Annotated in this window: 14 protein-coding genes; 6 read left to right on the forward strand and 8 right to left on the reverse strand. The window is 70.4% G+C overall.

The window, feature by feature from the left end; all coding sequences use genetic code 11:
• The first annotated feature begins 212 nt into the window (after positions 1-212).
• The 5 genes from AC4BGC_RS09830 (at position 213) to AC4BGC_RS09850 (ending at position 3958) form a co-directional block, all read left to right on the forward strand.
• Complete coding sequence (locus AC4BGC_RS09830) at positions 213-668, forward strand: siderophore-interacting protein (RefSeq protein ID WP_490555395.1); 456 nt, start codon at positions 213-215, stop codon at positions 666-668.
• 10 nt (positions 669-678) lie between these two features.
• Positions 679-1461, forward strand: coding sequence for an MBL fold metallo-hydrolase (locus AC4BGC_RS09835; RefSeq protein ID WP_490555396.1), 783 nt, complete (start codon positions 679-681; stop codon positions 1459-1461).
• 71 nt (positions 1462-1532) lie between these two features.
• On the forward strand, positions 1533-2672 hold the full coding sequence (locus tag AC4BGC_RS09840) for a zinc-dependent alcohol dehydrogenase (RefSeq protein WP_490555740.1): 1140 nt from the start codon (positions 1533-1535) through the stop codon (positions 2670-2672).
• 16 nt (positions 2673-2688) lie between these two features.
• Positions 2689-3180, forward strand: a complete 492-nt coding sequence (locus AC4BGC_RS09845; RefSeq protein ID WP_490555397.1) for a hypothetical protein — start codon at positions 2689-2691, stop codon at positions 3178-3180.
• 265 nt (positions 3181-3445) lie between these two features.
• Positions 3446-3958, forward strand: a complete 513-nt coding sequence (locus AC4BGC_RS09850) for a MarR family winged helix-turn-helix transcriptional regulator (RefSeq protein WP_490555398.1) — start codon at positions 3446-3448, stop codon at positions 3956-3958.
• On the opposite strand, the gene AC4BGC_RS09855 is transcribed toward AC4BGC_RS09850, so the two are convergent.
• Both AC4BGC_RS09855 and AC4BGC_RS09860 read right to left on the reverse strand, forming a co-directional pair.
• Complete coding sequence (locus AC4BGC_RS09855) at positions 3950-4687, reverse strand: TetR/AcrR family transcriptional regulator C-terminal domain-containing protein (RefSeq protein WP_490544019.1); 738 nt, start codon at positions 4685-4687, stop codon at positions 3950-3952. The two genes, AC4BGC_RS09850 and AC4BGC_RS09855, sit on opposite strands and share 9 nt — an antisense overlap.
• A gap of 8 nt (positions 4688-4695) precedes the next feature.
• Positions 4696-6957: a catalase gene (locus AC4BGC_RS09860; protein ID WP_490555400.1), complete on the reverse strand. Its 2262-nt coding sequence runs from the start codon at positions 6955-6957 to the stop codon at positions 4696-4698.
• 131 nt (positions 6958-7088) lie between these two features.
• On the opposite strand from AC4BGC_RS09860, the gene AC4BGC_RS09865 reads away from it, so the two are divergent.
• Positions 7089-8456: a serine/threonine-protein kinase gene (locus tag AC4BGC_RS09865; protein WP_490555402.1), complete on the forward strand. Its 1368-nt coding sequence runs from the start codon at positions 7089-7091 to the stop codon at positions 8454-8456.
• A gap of 15 nt (positions 8457-8471) precedes the next feature.
• On the opposite strand, the gene AC4BGC_RS09870 is transcribed toward AC4BGC_RS09865, so the two are convergent.
• Genes AC4BGC_RS09870 through AC4BGC_RS09895 form a run of 6 tightly spaced genes read right to left on the reverse strand, consistent with a single transcriptional unit; the run spans position 8472 to position 16915 of the window.
• Positions 8472-8804, reverse strand: a complete 333-nt coding sequence (locus tag AC4BGC_RS09870; RefSeq protein WP_490555403.1) for a cupin domain-containing protein — start codon at positions 8802-8804, stop codon at positions 8472-8474.
• A gap of 60 nt (positions 8805-8864) precedes the next feature.
• Positions 8865-9596: a respiratory nitrate reductase subunit gamma gene (gene narI / locus AC4BGC_RS09875; RefSeq protein ID WP_490555405.1), complete on the reverse strand. Its 732-nt coding sequence runs from the start codon at positions 9594-9596 to the stop codon at positions 8865-8867.
• Positions 9593-10294, reverse strand: a complete 702-nt coding sequence (narJ, locus tag AC4BGC_RS09880) for a nitrate reductase molybdenum cofactor assembly chaperone (RefSeq protein ID WP_490555407.1) — start codon at positions 10292-10294, stop codon at positions 9593-9595. Before narJ ends, narI begins: the two co-directional genes overlap by 4 nt.
• A complete protein-coding gene (gene narH, locus AC4BGC_RS09885) occupies positions 10291-11958 on the reverse strand; it encodes a nitrate reductase subunit beta (protein ID WP_490555409.1) in 1668 nt (555 codons plus the stop codon). Before narH ends, narJ begins: the two co-directional genes overlap by 4 nt.
• A gap of 2 nt (positions 11959-11960) precedes the next feature.
• Positions 11961-15686 (reverse strand): nitrate reductase subunit alpha, encoded by a 3726-nt coding sequence (locus AC4BGC_RS09890; RefSeq protein WP_490555411.1) that lies wholly within the window; start codon positions 15684-15686, stop codon positions 11961-11963.
• Positions 15683-16915, reverse strand: a complete 1233-nt coding sequence (locus AC4BGC_RS09895) for an MFS transporter (protein ID WP_490555412.1) — start codon at positions 16913-16915, stop codon at positions 15683-15685. The genes AC4BGC_RS09890 and AC4BGC_RS09895 overlap by 4 nt, the downstream gene beginning before the upstream one ends.
• Between the last annotated feature and the right edge of the window lie 115 nt (positions 16916-17030).

Below are 17030 nucleotides of genomic sequence, written 5' to 3' on the forward strand. Positions count from 1 at the left end.
ACACCGCTGATTCACGGACAGGTGCTGCACACCCGTCACCTCGCCCCCAACCTGGTCCGCGTCGTCCTCGGTGGCGGGGACCTCGACGCTTTCGCGATGGTCGAGGCGACCGACGCCTAGGTGAACCTCGCGTTCGCGCCACCGGGGGCGCCGTACGGCCCGGTCTTCGACCCGGCAGAAGTGCGTGCGCGGGCGGCTACCGCGCCGACCCGGTGGCGGACTGGCTGCTGATGGTCGGCGACGAGTCGGCCCCGCCCGCGATCGCCGCGTCCCTCGAGGTGGTACCCCCGGGCACCCCGGCGGTCGTCCGGCTGCTGTGCGACGGGCCGGAGCACGAGATCGACCTCGAGTCCCCCGGCGACGTCTCGCTCGGGTGGGTGCACCGCCGCGCCGACCCCGGGAACGGCGACCTGCTCCTCGCAGCCGTTGCGAACCTCTCCTTCCCAGCGGGACGGGTGCAGGGCTTCGTCCACGGGGAGGCCACCGAGATCCGCGGGATCCGCCGGCACCTGCTTGCGGAGCGAGGGCTCACCCGCGCGGACATGTCCTGCTCGCCGTACTGGCGCCGCGACATGACCGACGAGGCCTGGCGCGAGGTCAAGCGCGACTTCGTCGCCGCGATGGAGGCCGACGTCGAGGTGCCGCATGCGTCGGGGGTCGCTGGGTAACGACAGCCGCGTGGACACGTTGACGTTCGTCGGGACCGCCACCACCGTGATCCGGCTCGGGTCGTTCACGTTGCTCACCGACCCGAACTTCCTGCACCGCGGCCAGCGCGCCTATCTCGGCAAGGGCCTGTGGTCCCGGCGGCTGACCGATCCGGCGATGTCACCGGCGGACCTGCCGGCCCTGGACGCCGTCGTGCTCTCGCACCTGCACGGCGACCACTTCGACCGGGTCGCCCGCGCGGAGCTGTCCCGCGCGCAACCGGTGCTGACCACGCCGGAGGCGGCCGACCGCCTCACCGAGTGGGGCTTCGCGGCGGACGGGATCGCGGTGTGGGACTCCCGGACCCTCACCCGCGGTGAGGAGTCCCTGACGGTGACCGCGCTCCCCGGCATCCACGCCCGGGGCGTGATGGGCCGGCTGCTGCCCCCGGTGATGGGGAGCCTGCTCGAGCACAGTGAGGGTGGTCGGGTCCGGCGGCGGGTCTACCTCACCGGTGACACGCTGACCGGGGCACACCTCGACGAGATCGCCTCCCGTCACCCCGAGATCGACGTGGCGGTGGTGCACCTCGGCGGGACCCGGGTGCTGTTCCACACGGTGACCATGGACGCCGAGCAGGGCGTCGACTTCCTGCGCCGAGTGCAGCCCCGCCAGGCGATCCCGGTCCACTACGACGACTACCGCGTCTTCCGCTCCCCGCTGGCCGACTTCGAGCAGCTGGCCGAGGCGACCGGCCTCGCGCACCTGGTCCGTCCCGTACGCCGCGGCGAGACCGTCGAGCTCGGTCCGTAGCCGCGATTGGCAGCGCGCGGCCTGGGTACCGCCCCCGGACCGAGCAGCCTTGGGAGGTCGACGTGAGAGCCATGGTCTACCGCGGTCCGTACCGGGTCCGCGTCGAGGAGAAGGACCGTCCGCGGATCGAGCACCCCAATGACGCGATCGTCCGAGTGACCCTGGCGGCGATCTGCGGGTCGGACCTGCACCTCTACCACGGGATGATGCCGGACACCCGGGTCGGGCACACCTTCGGCCACGAGTTCATCGGAGTGATCGACGAGGTGGGTCCCTCGGTGCAGAACCTGCAGGTCGGCGACCGGGTGATGGTCCCGTTCAACGTGTTCTGCGGGTCGTGCTTCTACTGCGTGCGCGGCCTCTACTCCAACTGCCACAACGTGAACCCGAACGCCACAGCGGTGGGCGGGATCTACGGCTACTCCCACACCACCGGCGGGTACGACGGCGGCCAGGCCGAGTTCGTGCGGGTGCCGTTCGCCGACGTGGGACCGAGCAAGATCCCCGACTGGATGGACGACGAGGACGCCGTGCTGCTCACCGACGCCCTGGCCACCGGCTACTTCGGGGCCCAGCTCGGCGACATCGCCGAGGGTGACGTCGTGGTGGTCTTCGGCGCCGGTCCCGTGGGGCTGTACGCGGCCAAGTCCGCCTGGCTGATGGGAGCGGGCAGGGTGATCGTGATCGACCACCTGGAGAACCGGCTGGAGAAGGCCCGCACGTTCGCCCACGCGGAGACGCTCAACTTCACCGAGTACGCCGACATCGTGGTGGAGCTGAAGAAGCTCACCGGCTTCCTCGGCGCCGACGTCGCGATCGACGCCGTGGGCGCGGAGGCGGACGGCAACCTGATCCAGCACGTCACGTCCGCGAAGCTCAAGCTGCAGGGCGGTTCACCGATCGCGCTCAACTGGGCGATCGACTCGGTGCGCAAGGGCGGCACCGTCTCGGTGATGGGCGCCTACGGCCCGATGTTCAGCGCGGTCAAGTTCGGCGACGCCATGAACAAGGGCCTCACCCTGCGGATGAACCAGTGCCCGGTCAAGCGGCAGTGGCCCCGCCTGTTCGAGCACGTCCGCAACGGCCACCTCAAGCCCAGCGACATCGTCACCCACCGGATCCCGCTGGAGCACATCGCCGAGGGTTACCACATCTTCTCGGCCAAGCTCGACGGGTGCATCAAGCCGCTGATCGTGCCCACGCCCGCATGAGTGACGGAGACCGACGATGACCGAGAGCTACACCTACGGGCCGCACAAGCCGCCGCTGTCGGAGTCCAGTGATGACCTCCGGGCACGGATCCCCGGCTGGGGAGTCGACCTCGACCCCCGGGACCGGCCCTCGGTGCCCAAGCTGCAGTTCGACCCCGCCCGTACCGGTGCCCACTGGGAGTTCCCCGACCGGCAGCCGGAGACCTGGCCCCGGGAGCGCTCCCTGGAGCACGCCTTCCTGACGCCCGTGTTCGGCACCAGCTGCCCACCCAAGGGGCTCTCCGGCCGGCTGCGCAGGCTGGCCTACGCCCGCTACAGCGAGGCCCGCGCCGCCCACTGGCTGATCCTGCTGGGCGCGGACCGGGTGGACGCCCTGGAGAGCACCCTGGGCTCCCCGCTCCGTGGCCGTCCGGACAACCCGGTCATCGTCGCCGTCCCGGGGCTCCTCGCCGCGGGCGTGGCGTACCGCACCGTGCGGCGACTCAGGAGGAACCGGATTCGCGCGTGACCCCCGCCGGTCCGCTTCGTTACCTGCTCGTCCGGTCCCGGTCCCGAGGAGCACGAACTGCATGGATGCAACGCCTGCCAGCCACTACGGCGTGAACGACGGCTGGTCCCCACACCAGCTCGATGAACGTTTCTGGGCCCTGCTCAGCCCCTGCCCGCCGTACCCTGACCTGAACTAGGACGCCCCGACGACGAGCTGGTGGACGATGGACGAGGACCGGCCCGCCGTGCGGCCGGACTGGCCACGTTCTTGCGACGATGGACCCATGGAGCCGAACTGGTTGACCGAGGCCGAGCTGTCCTCGTGGGTGCGGATGGCCGCCGTGCTGGAGCTGCTGCCCGGCGTACTGGACTCCCAGCTGCGTCGTGACGCGGACCTGACGCACTACGAGTACTGGGTCCTCGCGATGCTCTCCGAGGCGCCCGGACTGACGTTGCGGATGACGCTGCTGGCCCGCCAGACCAACGCGACCCTCCCCCGGCTCTCCCACGTCGTACGCCGACTCGAAGAACGCGGCCTGGTCGAACGGGCCCCGGCGCCCGAGGACGCACGCGCCACCGATGTCACGCTGACCGAGGACGGCCTGTCCACGGTCACCCGCACCGCCCCCACGCACGTGGCCACCGTGCGCCAGTACGTGATCGACGCGCTCACCCCCGACCAGGTGCTCCAGCTCGGGGAGATCACCGACGCGATCCTGCGCCGGCTGGACCCCGACGGCAAGATGATCGCCACCTACGAGCGCTACGACAGGCGCGGGGAGGCTGGTTCACGGTGACGGCGACTTCACCGTGAACGCGATCCGGTTGAGCAGCTCCTCGAGCGACATCTCGAACTCGACCGCCGCCTGGTCCTCCGAGAGCGCCCGCCGAAGCCGCTTCACCAGGGGATACCCCGCCAGCGCGTCCAGGACCGGGGCCTCGGTCTCCTCGACCACGTCCAGAGGGCCGAGGTCGGCGCCGTGGCTGGCCACCTCGAGCAGCAGGTGTCCGAGCAGGAAACTGGTGAACGCCCGGTAGGCGGCCACGGCCGAGTCGTCGTCGAAGCCCTCGGCGACCAGCCCCTCGAGGAAGGTCTCGACCCACTTCAGGCTGCGCAGCGGCGGACGCAGCCACGGGGCCTCCGGGGGGCGCGAGGCCACCAGTGGGAACGCCTTGGGATGGGCCAGGGCCACCCGACGGACGGCGTGCGCCATCCGCTGCAGGAAGTCCTGCCACCCGGACGCGGGCTCCTGGGCCAGGTCCGGGTCCTCGCGCATCTCGTCCACGATGTGGGTCACCACCGCGTCCAGCAGCGCGTCCCTGCCGGGGACGTAGCGGTAGAGCGACATCGCCTCCACGTCGAGGCGCTCCCCGAGCCGACGCATGGTCAGCCCGGAGAGCCCCTCCTCGTCGATGAACGCGACTGCCGCCTCGACGACGCGCTCGCGGCTCAGCGGCGTCCTCGCCGAGGGACGCTCCTCCCCCGCGACGACATCCTTGTCGGCGTCCAGACCGGGTTGCGACACGTGGGCTCCTAGGCGACCGTCGCGGGGAACCTCTCCCAGACACGGTGCGAGGCCATCTGCTGCTGCACCTCGGTGAACACCGCGCTGGCACTTTCCCCAGTGATGACGCCGACGCTACCGGCAGCGACGGTGCGCTGCACAGCAGCGACTCCCTCGCCCCAGGCGCCGATCACCTTCCCGTGACGCCAGCACTCCTCGATCATCAGGATCACCCGCGGGTCAAGGGCGGCATCGGTGGAGGCACCCGCCTCGGACTCACGGGCGATCACGGCGTCGGGCGCCGGCACCGGGCTGCCGGCGAGCAGCAGCACGTCGTACTCCACCGAGCGGCCCGTGGAGAAGGTGCGCTGCACCGGAATGCCGTCGACCATCCCGCCGTGGGGTGCGATCAGCAACGGCACCATCCCGGCGGAGAAGATCGTGGCACGGAGCTCGGGGACACCGGACAGGTCGCCGTCGGGGTCGACGACGATGCCCACCATCCGGCCGTCCGGCGGCCACTCGCCGCCGATCTGCGAGAGCGCCGGGCTGGGCGTCACCTCGGCCAGGGGAACGGTCGGCTCCGGTGCAGGCAGGCCGAGCCCGGTCGCGACCTCGGCGCACAGCACCGGGTCGATGTTGGCCAGGCACTGCAGCTGGCGCTCCTTGATGGCCTGCTCGTAGCACTTGCCGAGCTCGAAGGTGTACGCCCGGATGATGTGCTCCTTCTCCACCGGCGTCATGCTCTCCCAGAACAGCCGCACCTGGCTGTAGTGGTCGTCGAAGGACACCGGGTTGGCGCGCACCTTGGTCGCCTCCGCGACACGCACCGGGGTGTCCACGAACGGGTGGTCCTCCGGGCCGGCTACGAACGGGTTCCCGGCGTCCAGCGAGTTCGGCTTGTACGCCGCGACGCCGCTGTGCACACCGTGCTGGTGGAAGCCCTCGCGCAGCATGTCGTTGACCGGCGCGTGCGGCCGGTTGATCGGGATCTGCACGAAGTTCGGTCCACCGAGACGGGTCAGCTGGGTGTCCAGGTAGGAGAACAGCCGGGCCTGGAGCAGCGGGTCGTTGGTGACGTCGATGCCGGGAGGCAGGTGACCGAGGTGGTAGGCGACCTGCTCGACCTCGGCGAAGAAGTTCGACGGGGTCGCGTTCAGCGTCAGCTTGCCGATCGGCTGGACCGGCGCGATCTCCTCGGGCACGATCTTGGTCGCGTCGAGCAGGTCGATGCCCTCGAAGGTCTCCTCGGGGATGTCCGGCATCACCTGGATGCCGAGCTCCCACTCGGGGAAGGCACCGGCCTCGATGGCGTCGTAGAGGTCGCGGCGGTGGAAGTCGGGGTCGAGACCGCCGAGCATCTGCGCCTCCTCCCAGGTCAGGGAGTGCACGCCGAGCAACGGCTTCCAGTGGAACTTCACCAGGACGGTCGCGCCCTCGGCGTTGACCAGCCGGAAGGTGTGGACTCCGAAGCCCTCCATCATCCGGTAGGAGCGCGGGATGCCGCGGTCCGACATGTTCCACATCGTGTGGTGCTGGGCCTCGGTGTGCAGCGAGACGAAGTCCCAGAAGGTGTCGTGCGCGCTCTGCGCCTGGGGGATCTCACGGTCCGGGTGCGGCTTGGCCGCGTGGATGACGTCGGGGAACTTGATGCCGTCCTGGATGAAGAACACCGGGATGTTGTTGCCGACGAGGTCGAACGTGCCCTCGTCGGTGTAGAACTTGGTGGCGAAGCCACGGGTGTCGCGCACCGTGTCGGCCGAACCGCGGTTGCCGAGGACGGTGGAGAAGCGCACGAAGACGTCGGTCTTCTTGCCCTTCTTCAGGAACCCGGCGATGGTCACGTCGTCAGCGGTGCCGTAGCCCTCGAAGACTCCGTGGGCACCGGTGCCGCGTGCGTGCACCACCCGCTCGGGGATGCGCTCGTGGTCGAAGTGGGTGATCTTCTCGCGCAGGTGGTGGTCCTGGAGCAGCGTCGGTCCGCGCTCGCCCGCCTTCAGCGAGTGGTCGGTGTCGCGCAGCCGCGCACCGTTCGCGGTGGTCAGGTAGGCGCCCTGCTGGGCGGCCGACGTGACCGGCGCGCCGGTCTCGGCTCCGGTGGGGGTCCGTGTGTCCGGGGCGCCCTGCTCGTCCTTGGGAGGCAGCGGGGGCTTGGGCTCGGTCGGCTCCTCGAGCGGCGCGGGTGCGCTTCCAGGCACTCCGGGCACCCTCGGGGTCAGCATTTCCGCAGCCTTCTCGGCGGTGGCTTCCACCGCGTCCTTCACAGCCTTGGCGGGCTTGCTGACATCCATGTGTACTCCTCTTACTGGGGGAAGGTGGCTCCTACCTGTACCCAGCCCGCCGGTGGGTCACACACCCATCTCATCGCCACGCCGTTGCCTACGATGGTCCCCGGCATCGACATCTCGACCGAAGGACACCCGTGATCGCAGGTAGGTACACGCTCGAGCGCGAGGTCGGCCGGGGCGGCACCGGCGTGGTCTGGCTCGGTCGTGACGAGGTGCTCGGGCGGCCGGTCGCCCTCAAGCGGATCGGCATGCTGCCGGGGGCCGACGGCACCGACCTGGCACGCGCCGAGCGCGAGGCGCGGTTGAGCGCCCGCCTCAATCACCCGCACGTGGTCGCGGTCTTCGACACCGTCGTGGACGCCGCCACCGACGCCCACTGGCTGGTGATGGAGTACGTCGAGGGGCTGACCCTCGCCGAGCTGGTCAAGCAGCGCGGCGCTCTCTCCCCCGACGAGGCCGCACCGCTGCTGGGACAGGTCGCCGACGCCCTCGTCGAGGCCCATGCCGCCGGCATCGTGCACCGTGACGTGAAGCCCTCCAACGTGCTGGTCGACCGCTCCGGGAACGCGAAGCTCACCGACTTCGGGATCGCGCGGATCGCCACCGACCCCTCCCTGACCCAGACCGGCCTGGTCACCGGCTCACCGGCCTACCTCGCCCCGGAGGTGGCCACCGGCCAGGGCAGCACCGAGTCGGCCGACGTGTGGTCACTGGGGGCGACGGCCTTCCATCTCCTGGCCGGCCGGCCGCCGTACGAGATCGGCGACCACGTGCTGGGGGGCCTCTACCGGATCGTGAACGAGGAGCCGCCGCGCATCGACGCCGGCTGGATGAACCCGATGCTCGAGGGCACGATGGTCCGCGACCCCGGCCGGCGCTGGACGATGGAGCAGGTGCGCGACTTCCTGCGCGACCCCGCGCACCCGGTGCCGCCCCGGGCGGAGTCCTCGACCCAACCGCTCACCACCGTCGCGCCCGCTGTTGTGGCTCCGGCCCGCGAGCGACGCTCCCGGGGCCCCCGGGGCCGGGCGCTCGGGATCGGGCTGGCCCTGGTGGCGCTGCTCCTCGTCGTCGCCGTGGCGCTGTACGCCGTCCTCTCCGGCGACGACCCGGCCACCGACCAGGCGACACCGAAACCGTCGCCGACTCCTTCCGCCACCGAGAGCGCCGCCCCGCAGCCGACCGCGGAAGGGATGGAGACCTTCATCCGCGACTACGTGCGCGCGGTGGCGGAGGACCCGGCGCAGTCCTGGCAGATGCTCACCCCCAAGTTCCAGCGGGAGAGCGGCGGGTTCGAGAGGTATCGCCAGTTCTGGACGCCGGCGACCAACGGTCGCGTGCTGAGCATCTCCGCCGACCCGGAGGACCTGGTGGTCAGCTACCAGGTCCGGTTCGACAACTTCGCCAACGGGCCCGGCCCGACCGTGCTCAAGCTGAAGTTCGAGGACGGCCGCTACCTGATCGACGGCGAGGAGTCGGAGGGATTCGTCCCCGCCGGCTGAGCAACCGGAGCCCGGTCAGCGGCGCAGGGCGGTGGTGAGCAGGACGACCGAGTCCTCGTCGGCCTCCAGCGTGTGCCTGGCGTCGGGTACGACGAGGAGGTGCCCGGCCGCACCCTTGCGCACGAGCTCGCCCGAGACGATCCGGACCCGTCCCTGGAGCACCTGCACCGTGGCCTCCCCCGGGTTCTCGTGCTCGTCGAGGATCCGGCCGGCGGCGAGGGCGATCAGCGTCTGCCGCAAGGTGTGCTCCTCGCCGCCGTACACCGTCTTCGCGCTGCGGCCGCTGGAGGAGGAGCGCGCGAGGTCGAGCTGTTCCCGGGCGAGCGCGGTCAGTGAGGTGTTGTCCATCTGCTTCCGATCTGTGCGTGGTCGTGTGGCACGGGGCCTCAACGGGGCCTCAACGGGGCCTCAACGGTCGATGCTCTCCCAGCCGCGGCGCGGCCCGTGCATGCCCAGCTGCGTGTCGTCGCGACTTCGGTAGACGATGTAGGGCCGGGTGAGGTAGCCGACAGGGGCGCTGAACACGTGGACCAGCCGGGTGAACGGCCACAGCGCGAACAACCCGAAGGCCACCAGCGCGTGCAGCTGGAAGCCCAGCGGCGCCTCACCCATCAGGTCGGCGTCGGGCTGGAAGGCGAGGAACGAGCGGTACCAGACCGAGACGCCCTCGCGGTAGTTGTACTCCCCGCCGATGGTCAGGATCGACCCCGCGACGGTGTTCCACATCCCCAGCACGATGGCCGTCCCCAGGAACGCGTACATCACCTTGTCCATCCCCGTGGTCGCGGAGAACACCGGCCCGACGGTGCGTCGGCGGTAGACCAGGATCGCCATCCCCACCACGGTCATCGCACCCGCCAGCAGGCCGCCGACCACCGCGATCACGTGGTAGGCCTCCGGGCTGATCCCGATGGCGTCGGTCCACGACTGCGGGATCAGCAGCCCGAGCACGTGGCCGCCGACGACGCCGAGCATCCCGAAGTGGAACAGCGGGCTGCCGATGCGCAGCAGCCGGCTCTCGTAGAGCTGCGAGGACCGGGTGGTCCACCCGAACTTGTCGTAGCGGTAGCGCCAGAAGTGGCCGACGACGAACGTGGCCAGGCACAGGTAGGGCACCACGACCCAGAGGAACTCGTTCACGGCCGCGCCCCCGGGAAGGTCGGCATCGGCAGCGGCACCCGCTCGGGCGGTGCTCCGGGGCTGAACTCCGGGGTGGCGAAGGGGGCGAGACCGACCTCCTCCTCCGGGGGCCCCTCGGCGGCCAGGCGGCGTACGGCGTCCTGCTCCTCGCCCCGCAGCGGCGGCAGCGTGGCGCACACCGCGTCGACCACCGTGGCCCAGGGCGAGCCGAGGTCGCGCAGCGAGAGGCGCAGCAGCTCCAGGCCGGCGCGGTGGTCGAGGATCAGGTCCCGTCCGCGACGGTGGTCGATCGTCGCGGCGTACTCGAGCACGACGCAGAGGTGGTCGGGCAGCTCGGCATCACTGAGCTCGAACCCGGACTCGAGGTAGGTCTGCTTGAACCGGAGCAGGGCCATGCCGCGCTTGCGGGTGTCGCCGTGGGCGAAGTAGGTCAGGAACAGGTTGCAGCGCCGCCTGGTGTCGAAGGTCTCCACGTAGTCCTGCTGCAGCACAGCGAGGTCGGTCGCCGCGAGGTGGGCGAGGAACTCCCCGATCGAGGGGCCGACCGGGTCGGGGAGCGCCCTGGCGACCGAGCGCAGCACCGGGAGCTGCTCGCGAAGCGGCTCGTCGGGGTAGTCGAGCAGCAGCGACGCCGCCTGCCAGGCCAGCGTCAGCGTCTGCTCGGAGTGCGCCGGCCTGGGCCGGCTGCGCCGCGTCACTCGTCCTCCCCCTCGCCGGCGCGTGGCGGAAACAGCCCGCCGGGTGAGCCCTTGCCGTCCCAGTTGAGCAGGTTCACCCGCTCGTTCTTGCCCTCGGGACCGGCAATCGAGTCGGAGGTCTGCCGGCTGCGCAGCATCTGGAAGTTCTCGACCGCGATCGGCGTGGGGGCGCCGGAGCCCTCCCCGAACGGTCCCGAGCCGCCCATGCCCGGGCCGCCCTCGTAGTCCAGCGAGCACTCGGTGGCGAGCTCCTCGAGCGAGTGCGCCTGCTCCGCGTGCGCGGGCGGGATCACGTAGCGCTCGTCGTACTTGGCGAGGGCGAGCAGGCGGTACATGTCATACATGTCCTCCTCGCTCATCCCGACCGACTCGGGGATGGACCCGTCGGGGTCGCGGCCCAGGTTGATGTCGCGCATGTAGGAGCGCATCGCGGCCAGCCGGTGCAGCACGGCGTCCACCGGCCGTACGTCGCCGGCGGTGAACAGCTCCGCGAGGTACTCCACCGGGATGCGCAGTGCGTCGATCGCCGCGAACAGGTTGCGCTGGTCCTCGGCGTCCTCGCCGGTCTCGCGGACCACCTCCACCACCGGCGACAGCGGCGGGATGTACCAGACCATCGGCATCGTGCGGTACTCCGGGTGCAGGGGAAGCGCCACCCGGAAGGTGTTGATCAGCGCATGGATCGGCGAGCGCTGCGCCGCCTCCACCCAGTCACGGGGGATGCCGGCCCGCTCCGCCTCGCGAATCACCTCGGGATCGCTGGGGTCGAGGAAGACCTCACGCTGGGCCTCGTAGAGACCGTGCTCGTCCTCGATGGAGGCAGCCGCGAGGACCTTGTCGGCGTCGTACAGCACCAGGCCGATGTAGCGCAGCCGGCCCACGCAGGTCTCCGAGCACACGGTCGGCAGGCCCACCTCGACCCGCGGGAAGCAGAACGTGCACTTCTCGGCCTTGCCGGTGCGGTGGTTGAAGTAGACCTTCTTGTAGGGGCAGCCCGTGACGCACTCGCGCCAGCCGCGGCACCGGTCCTGGTCGACGAGGACGATGCCGTCCTCCTCGCGCTTGTAGATCGCGCCGCTGGGGCACGACGCCGCGCACGACGGGTTCAGGCAGTGCTCGCAGATCCGCGGCAGGTAGAACATGAACGTCTGCTCGAACTCGAACTTCACCTTGTCGCCGATCTTCTCCAGCATCGGATCGAGGTGGGCTGTCTTCGTGGACCCGCCGAGGTCGTCGTCCCAGTTCGCCGACCACTCGATCTTCAGGTCCTTCCCCGAGATCAGCGACTTCGGCCTGGCCACCGGTGAGTGCTCCTGCGCCGGGGCGTCGGTGAGGGTGGCGTAGTCGTAGGTCCACGGCTCGTAGTACTCGTCGATCGAGGGCAGCCTGGGGTTGGCGAAGATCGTGAGCAGCTTCTTGAACCGGCCGCCGGCCCTGAGCCGGAGCCGCCCTCGCTTGCCCAGCTCCCAGCCGCCCTGCCACCGCTCCTGGTCCTCGTAGGTGCGCGGGTAGCCGAGCCCGGGCCGGGTCTCCACGTTGTTGAACCAGACGTACTCCGTCCCGGACCTGTTGGTCCACGCCTGCTTGCAGGTCACCGAGCAGGTGTGGCAGCCGATGCACTTGTCGAGGTTCATCACCATCGCCATCTGGGCCATGACTCGCATCTTCAGTACTCCACGTCCTGTGAGCGCTTCCGGATGATCGTGACCTCGTCGCGCTGGTTGCCGGTGGGGCCGAGGTAGTTGAAGGCGAAGGCGAGCTGGCCGTAGCCGCCGATCAGGTGGCTGGGCTTGACCAGCAGCCGGGTCAAGGAGTTGTGGATCCCGCCCCGGCGGCCGGAGGCCTCCGCGATCGGTACGTCGATCAGCCGGTCCTGTGCGTGGTACATGTACACCGTCCCCTCGGGCATCCGGTGGGAGACGATCGCCCGGGCGACCACGACCCCGTTGCGGTTGACGGCCTCGATCCAGTCGTTGTCCTCGATCCCGACCTTCGCCGCGTCGCGGTCGCTGATCCAGATGTTCTGGCCACCGCGGGACAGCGAGAGCATGAACAGGTTGTCCTGGTACTCCGAGTGGATCGACCACTTGTTGTGCGGGGTCAGGTAGCGCACGGCGAGCCCCTCCACGCCCGCCGACCCGTCGGTGGTTCCCAGGACCGGCTCGGCGAACAGCGACGCCATGTTCAGCGGCGGACGGTAGACCGGGAGCGACTCGCCGAGCTCGGCCATCCAGTCGTGGTCGAGGTAGAAGTGCATCCGCCCGGTCAGCGTGTGCCACGGCTTGAGCCGCTCCACGTTGATCGTGAACGGCGAGTAGCGCCGGCCGCCGGACTCCGACCCGGACCACTCCGGCGAGGTGATCACCGGCACCGGCGGGCCCTGGGTGTCGGCGAAGGTGATCTGCTTGCCCGCGTGCTCCTCGGCGAGGTCGGCGAGGCGTACGCCGGTGCGCTGCTCCAGCGTCTTGAACCCCTGCGTCGCCAGCTTGCCGTTGGTGGTGCCCGACATCGCCAGGATCGCCTCGCAGACGTGCACGTCGCGCAGCAGCGAGGGCCGCCCGTCGGCCACTCCCCCGCGGACGGCGCCGTTCTTCCGGCGCAGGTAGTCGACCTGCTCGGAGAGCTCGAAGGTGACCCCCTTCGTGGTCGCCCCCAGCGTGTCCATCAGCGGGCCGAGGGCGTTCATCTTCTCCGCGACGGCACCGTAGTCACGGGTCACCTCGACGAGCTTCGGCATCGTGGTGCCCGGCACCGGGTCGCACTCCCCCTTCTTCCAGTCCCGGACCACGCCGTGGGGGTTGGCCATCGCGTCAGGGGTGTCGTGGGTGAGCGCCACCGCCACCACGTCCTTGCGCACCCCGAGCCGGTCGGCGGCGAGCTCGCTGAACTTCCCCGCGATGCTCTGCCAGGCGTCCCAGTCGGTCCGGGTCTGCCACGGCGGCGCGATCGCCGGGTTGAACGAGTGCACGAACGGGTGCATGTCGGTGGTGTTCAGGTCGTGCTTCTCGTACCAGGTGGCCGCGGGCAGGACGACGTCGGAGTAGATCGTCGTGCTCGTCTGCCGGAAGTCGATCGTCATCAGCAGGTCGAGCTTGCCCTCGGGTGCCTCCTCGCGCCACCGGACGTCCTTGGGCCGCTGGCCCTCCGGCGCCTCGGTCGCCCGCAGCGAGGAGCCGGTCCCGAGCAGGTGCTTGAGGAAGTACTCGTTGCCCTTGCCGGAGGAGCCGAGCAGGTTGGCGCGCCAGATCGACAGGATCCGCGGGTGGTTCTGCGGGGCGTCGGGGTCCTCCCCGGCGAACGACAGGTCACCGGACCGGAGCTGGTCGACGACGTACTGCGCAACCGGCTTGTCCGCGGCGGCAGCGTCCTCGCAGATCGTGAGCGGGTTGCGGTCGAAGGTCGGGTACGACGGCATCCACCCCATCCGGGCGCTCTGCGCGATCACGTCCGCGGTGGTCTTCCCGGCCAGCTGGCCCTGTCCCGTGGTCGCGGCGAGCGTGTCGGCACCGAACGGGTCGTAGCGGAACTGGTCCGTGTGCAGGTACCAGAACGCGGTCTGGATCATGTTGCGTGGCGGCCGGTTCCAGTCCAGGGCGTTCGCGACCTGGGTGTAGCCGGTGATCGGTCGCACCTTCTCCTGGCCGACGTAGTGCGCCCATCCCCCGCCGTTGACCCCCTGGCAGCCGGTGAGGTTGGTCAGGGTCAGGAATGCCCGGTAGATGGTGTCGGAGTGGAACCAGTGGTTGGTGCCGGCTCCCATCACGATCATGGAGCGGCCCTTCGAGTCGGCTGCGTTCTGCGCGAACTCGCGACCGATGCGCGCGGCCGTCTCCGCCTTGACGCCGGTGATCTGCTCCTGCCAGGCCGGGGTGCACGGCGAGTCCGCGTCGTCGTACGACGTGGGCCACTGGCCGGGCAGCCCCTCGCGTGCCACGCCGTACTGCGCGAGCAGGAGGTCGAAGACCGTGGTCACCAGGTGCCCCGCCACGTGCCGCACGGGGACCCCGCGGACGAGGTCGTCAGCCGCACCGTCACGGGTGTCGAAGCGCGGCAGCCGCACCCGCACCGATGGACCCACCGGGTCGCGCAACGACAGCTTCGGGTCCACCTCGCCGAGGTCGAGGTTCCACTTCCCCACCCCGGCCTCACCGAACCGGTGCCCCAGCGACCCGTTCGGCACCACCGCCTCGTCGGTCCGCGCGTCCACCAGCACGGTCTTGAACTCCGCGTTCTCCCCCGCCCCGGCGGTTGAGCCGTCCCCGGTGGTTGAGCTTGTCGAAACCAGGTCCGCGGCCGTGAGGAACTTCCCCGGCCGGAACACCCCGTCGGCCTCCTCCTCGAGCCGGACGAGGTGGGGCAGGTCGGTGTACTTCTTCACGTACTCGGTGAAGTACGGCGTGTGCCGGTCGACGAAGAACTCCTTGAGCACGACGTGCCCCATCGCCATCGCCAGGGCCCCGTCGGTGCCCGGCTTCGCCGACAGCCACTCGTCGGCGAACTTCACGTTGTCCGCGTAGTCCGGGGCCACCGCGATCACCTTCTGCCCGCGGTAGCGCGCCTCGGTCATCCAGTGCGCGTCGGGCGTCCTGGTCACCGGCAGGTTCGAGCCCCACATGATCAGGTAGCCGGCGTTCCACCAGTCCCCCGACTCGGGCACGTCGGTCTGGTCGCCGAAGACCTGGGGAGAGGCGACCGGGAGGTCGGCGTACCAGTCGTAGAAGCTCAGCATCGAGCCGCCGATCAGGTTCACGAACCTGGCCCCGGAGGCGTGCGAGACCAGCGACATCGCCGGGATCGGGGAGAAGCCCGCGACCCGGTCCGGGCCGTACTCCTTGATCGTGTGCACGTGGGCCGCCGCGATGATCTCGGTGGCCTCGTCCCACGTGGAGCGGACCAGGCCGCCCTTGCCGCGGGCGGACTTGTAGGCGCGCGCCAGCTCGGGGGTCTCCACGATGTGTTCCCAGGCACGCACCGGGTCCCCGCCGTGCAGGGCCTTGGCCTCCCGGTACAGCTGGAGCAGCACCCCGCGGACGTAGGGGTAGCGGACCCGGGTCGGCGAGTAGGTGTACCAGGAGAACGCGGCACCACGTGGGCACCCGCGGGGCTCGTACTCCGGGGAGTCGGGGCCCGCCGAGGGGTAGTCGGTCTGCTGGGTCTCCCAGGTGATGATCCCGTCCTTGACGTAGACCTTCCACGAGCACGACCCGGTGCAGTTGACCCCGTGGGTGGAGCGCACCACGGTGTCGTGGCTCCACCGGTCGCGGTAGAAGCTGTCGGCCCCGCGGCCACCCTTGCGGTGCAGGGTGCGCAGGTCGTCGGAGACCTCACCCTTGGTGAAGAACCGGCGGCTGCGGATCATCGCGTCGCCCAGCGGGTCGAGGATCTCGGTCATGTGCGGCTCCGCTCAGCGGTCCGGCGTACGACGGTCAGGGTCAGCACCAGCGTCAGCGCGGCGGCGACGGCGAGGAGCACCAGCCCGATGGCGTAGGAGTCCGTCTGGCCGTAGATGTAGCCCATCACCAGCGGAGGCACGAACCCGCCGAGACCGCCCGCGGCGCCGACGAGCCCGGTCACCCCGCCGACCCGCTTGGGGTCGGTGACCTGTGCGATCAGGGCGAACGTGGCGCCGCTGCCCGAGCCCAGGGCTGCGGCCATGGCGAGGAAGGCGATCGTGCCGAGCCACTCGAGCACCGGGTTCCCCGCGGCGACCCCGGCCCCGGCGACCACGACGGCGTAGCCGACGGCAAGCACGGGGATGGCGCCGAACCGGTCGGAGAGCCACCCCCCGACGGGACGCATCGCCACCGCGATCACCACGAAGCCGGCCATCCGGTTGGCGGCGTCACCGGCCTCGAGGCCGTAGGCGGTCTTGAGGTACGTCGGCAGGTAGACCGAGAACGCGACGTACCCACCGAATGCGACGGCGTAGAGGATGCACGCCTGCCAGGTGATCGGGAGCCTGGCGTTGGCCGCGAGTCGGCTCCCCAGGCTTCCCTCCGGGACCGTCCGGCCGGGGGCGTCCCTCATGAAGACCCAGGCCACCACGGCGTAGACGGCCAGGAACGACGCGGTGAGGACGAAGGGAGACGACTCCCCGTAGTCGTCGTACAGCGTGACCGTGGTCAGCGCGCCGATCGCGGTGCCGCCCATGCCTGCGCCGAAGATTCCCGTCGCCAGGCCACGGCGTTCCGGCGGGAACCAGGCGTTGACCATCGGCACTCCCACGGCGAAGACCGTGCCGCCGATCCCGAGGAAGAAGCCGGCGACGAGCAGGGCGGCGTAGCTGTCGAGGGCGAAGAACCCGATGAACAGGACCGGGAAGATCGTGGCCACCGAGACCAGCGGGAACATGATCCGGCCCCCGAACCGGTCGGTCCAGGCGCCGACGAGGATCCTGCCCAGGGAGCCCACGATGACCGGCACGGCCACCAGCAGCGCCACGTCGGACTCGGAGAGGTCGCCGAGACGGCCCTCGGTGCGCAGCAGCGGGCCCAGCGGGCTCAGCAGCGCCCAGGCCCAGAAGTTGATCGCGAAGCCGACCGTGGCGAGGACCAGCGTGATCCACGCGCGAGCCGGCACGACGGGCGCTCCGGTCCGGGTGCCGGTGCTGGCTGATGCCATCGCCTGGGCCCCTCACCGCCGACGCGTTGGCGCGGACCGAGTTCCGGCGCCACACCTTCCACTGTTCGTCGGGGACGGTCAGCAACGGAGGGACCAACGATGGTTCAGGATGTGA

The organism is Nocardioides sp. Z38_18, from assembly GCF_058215695.1.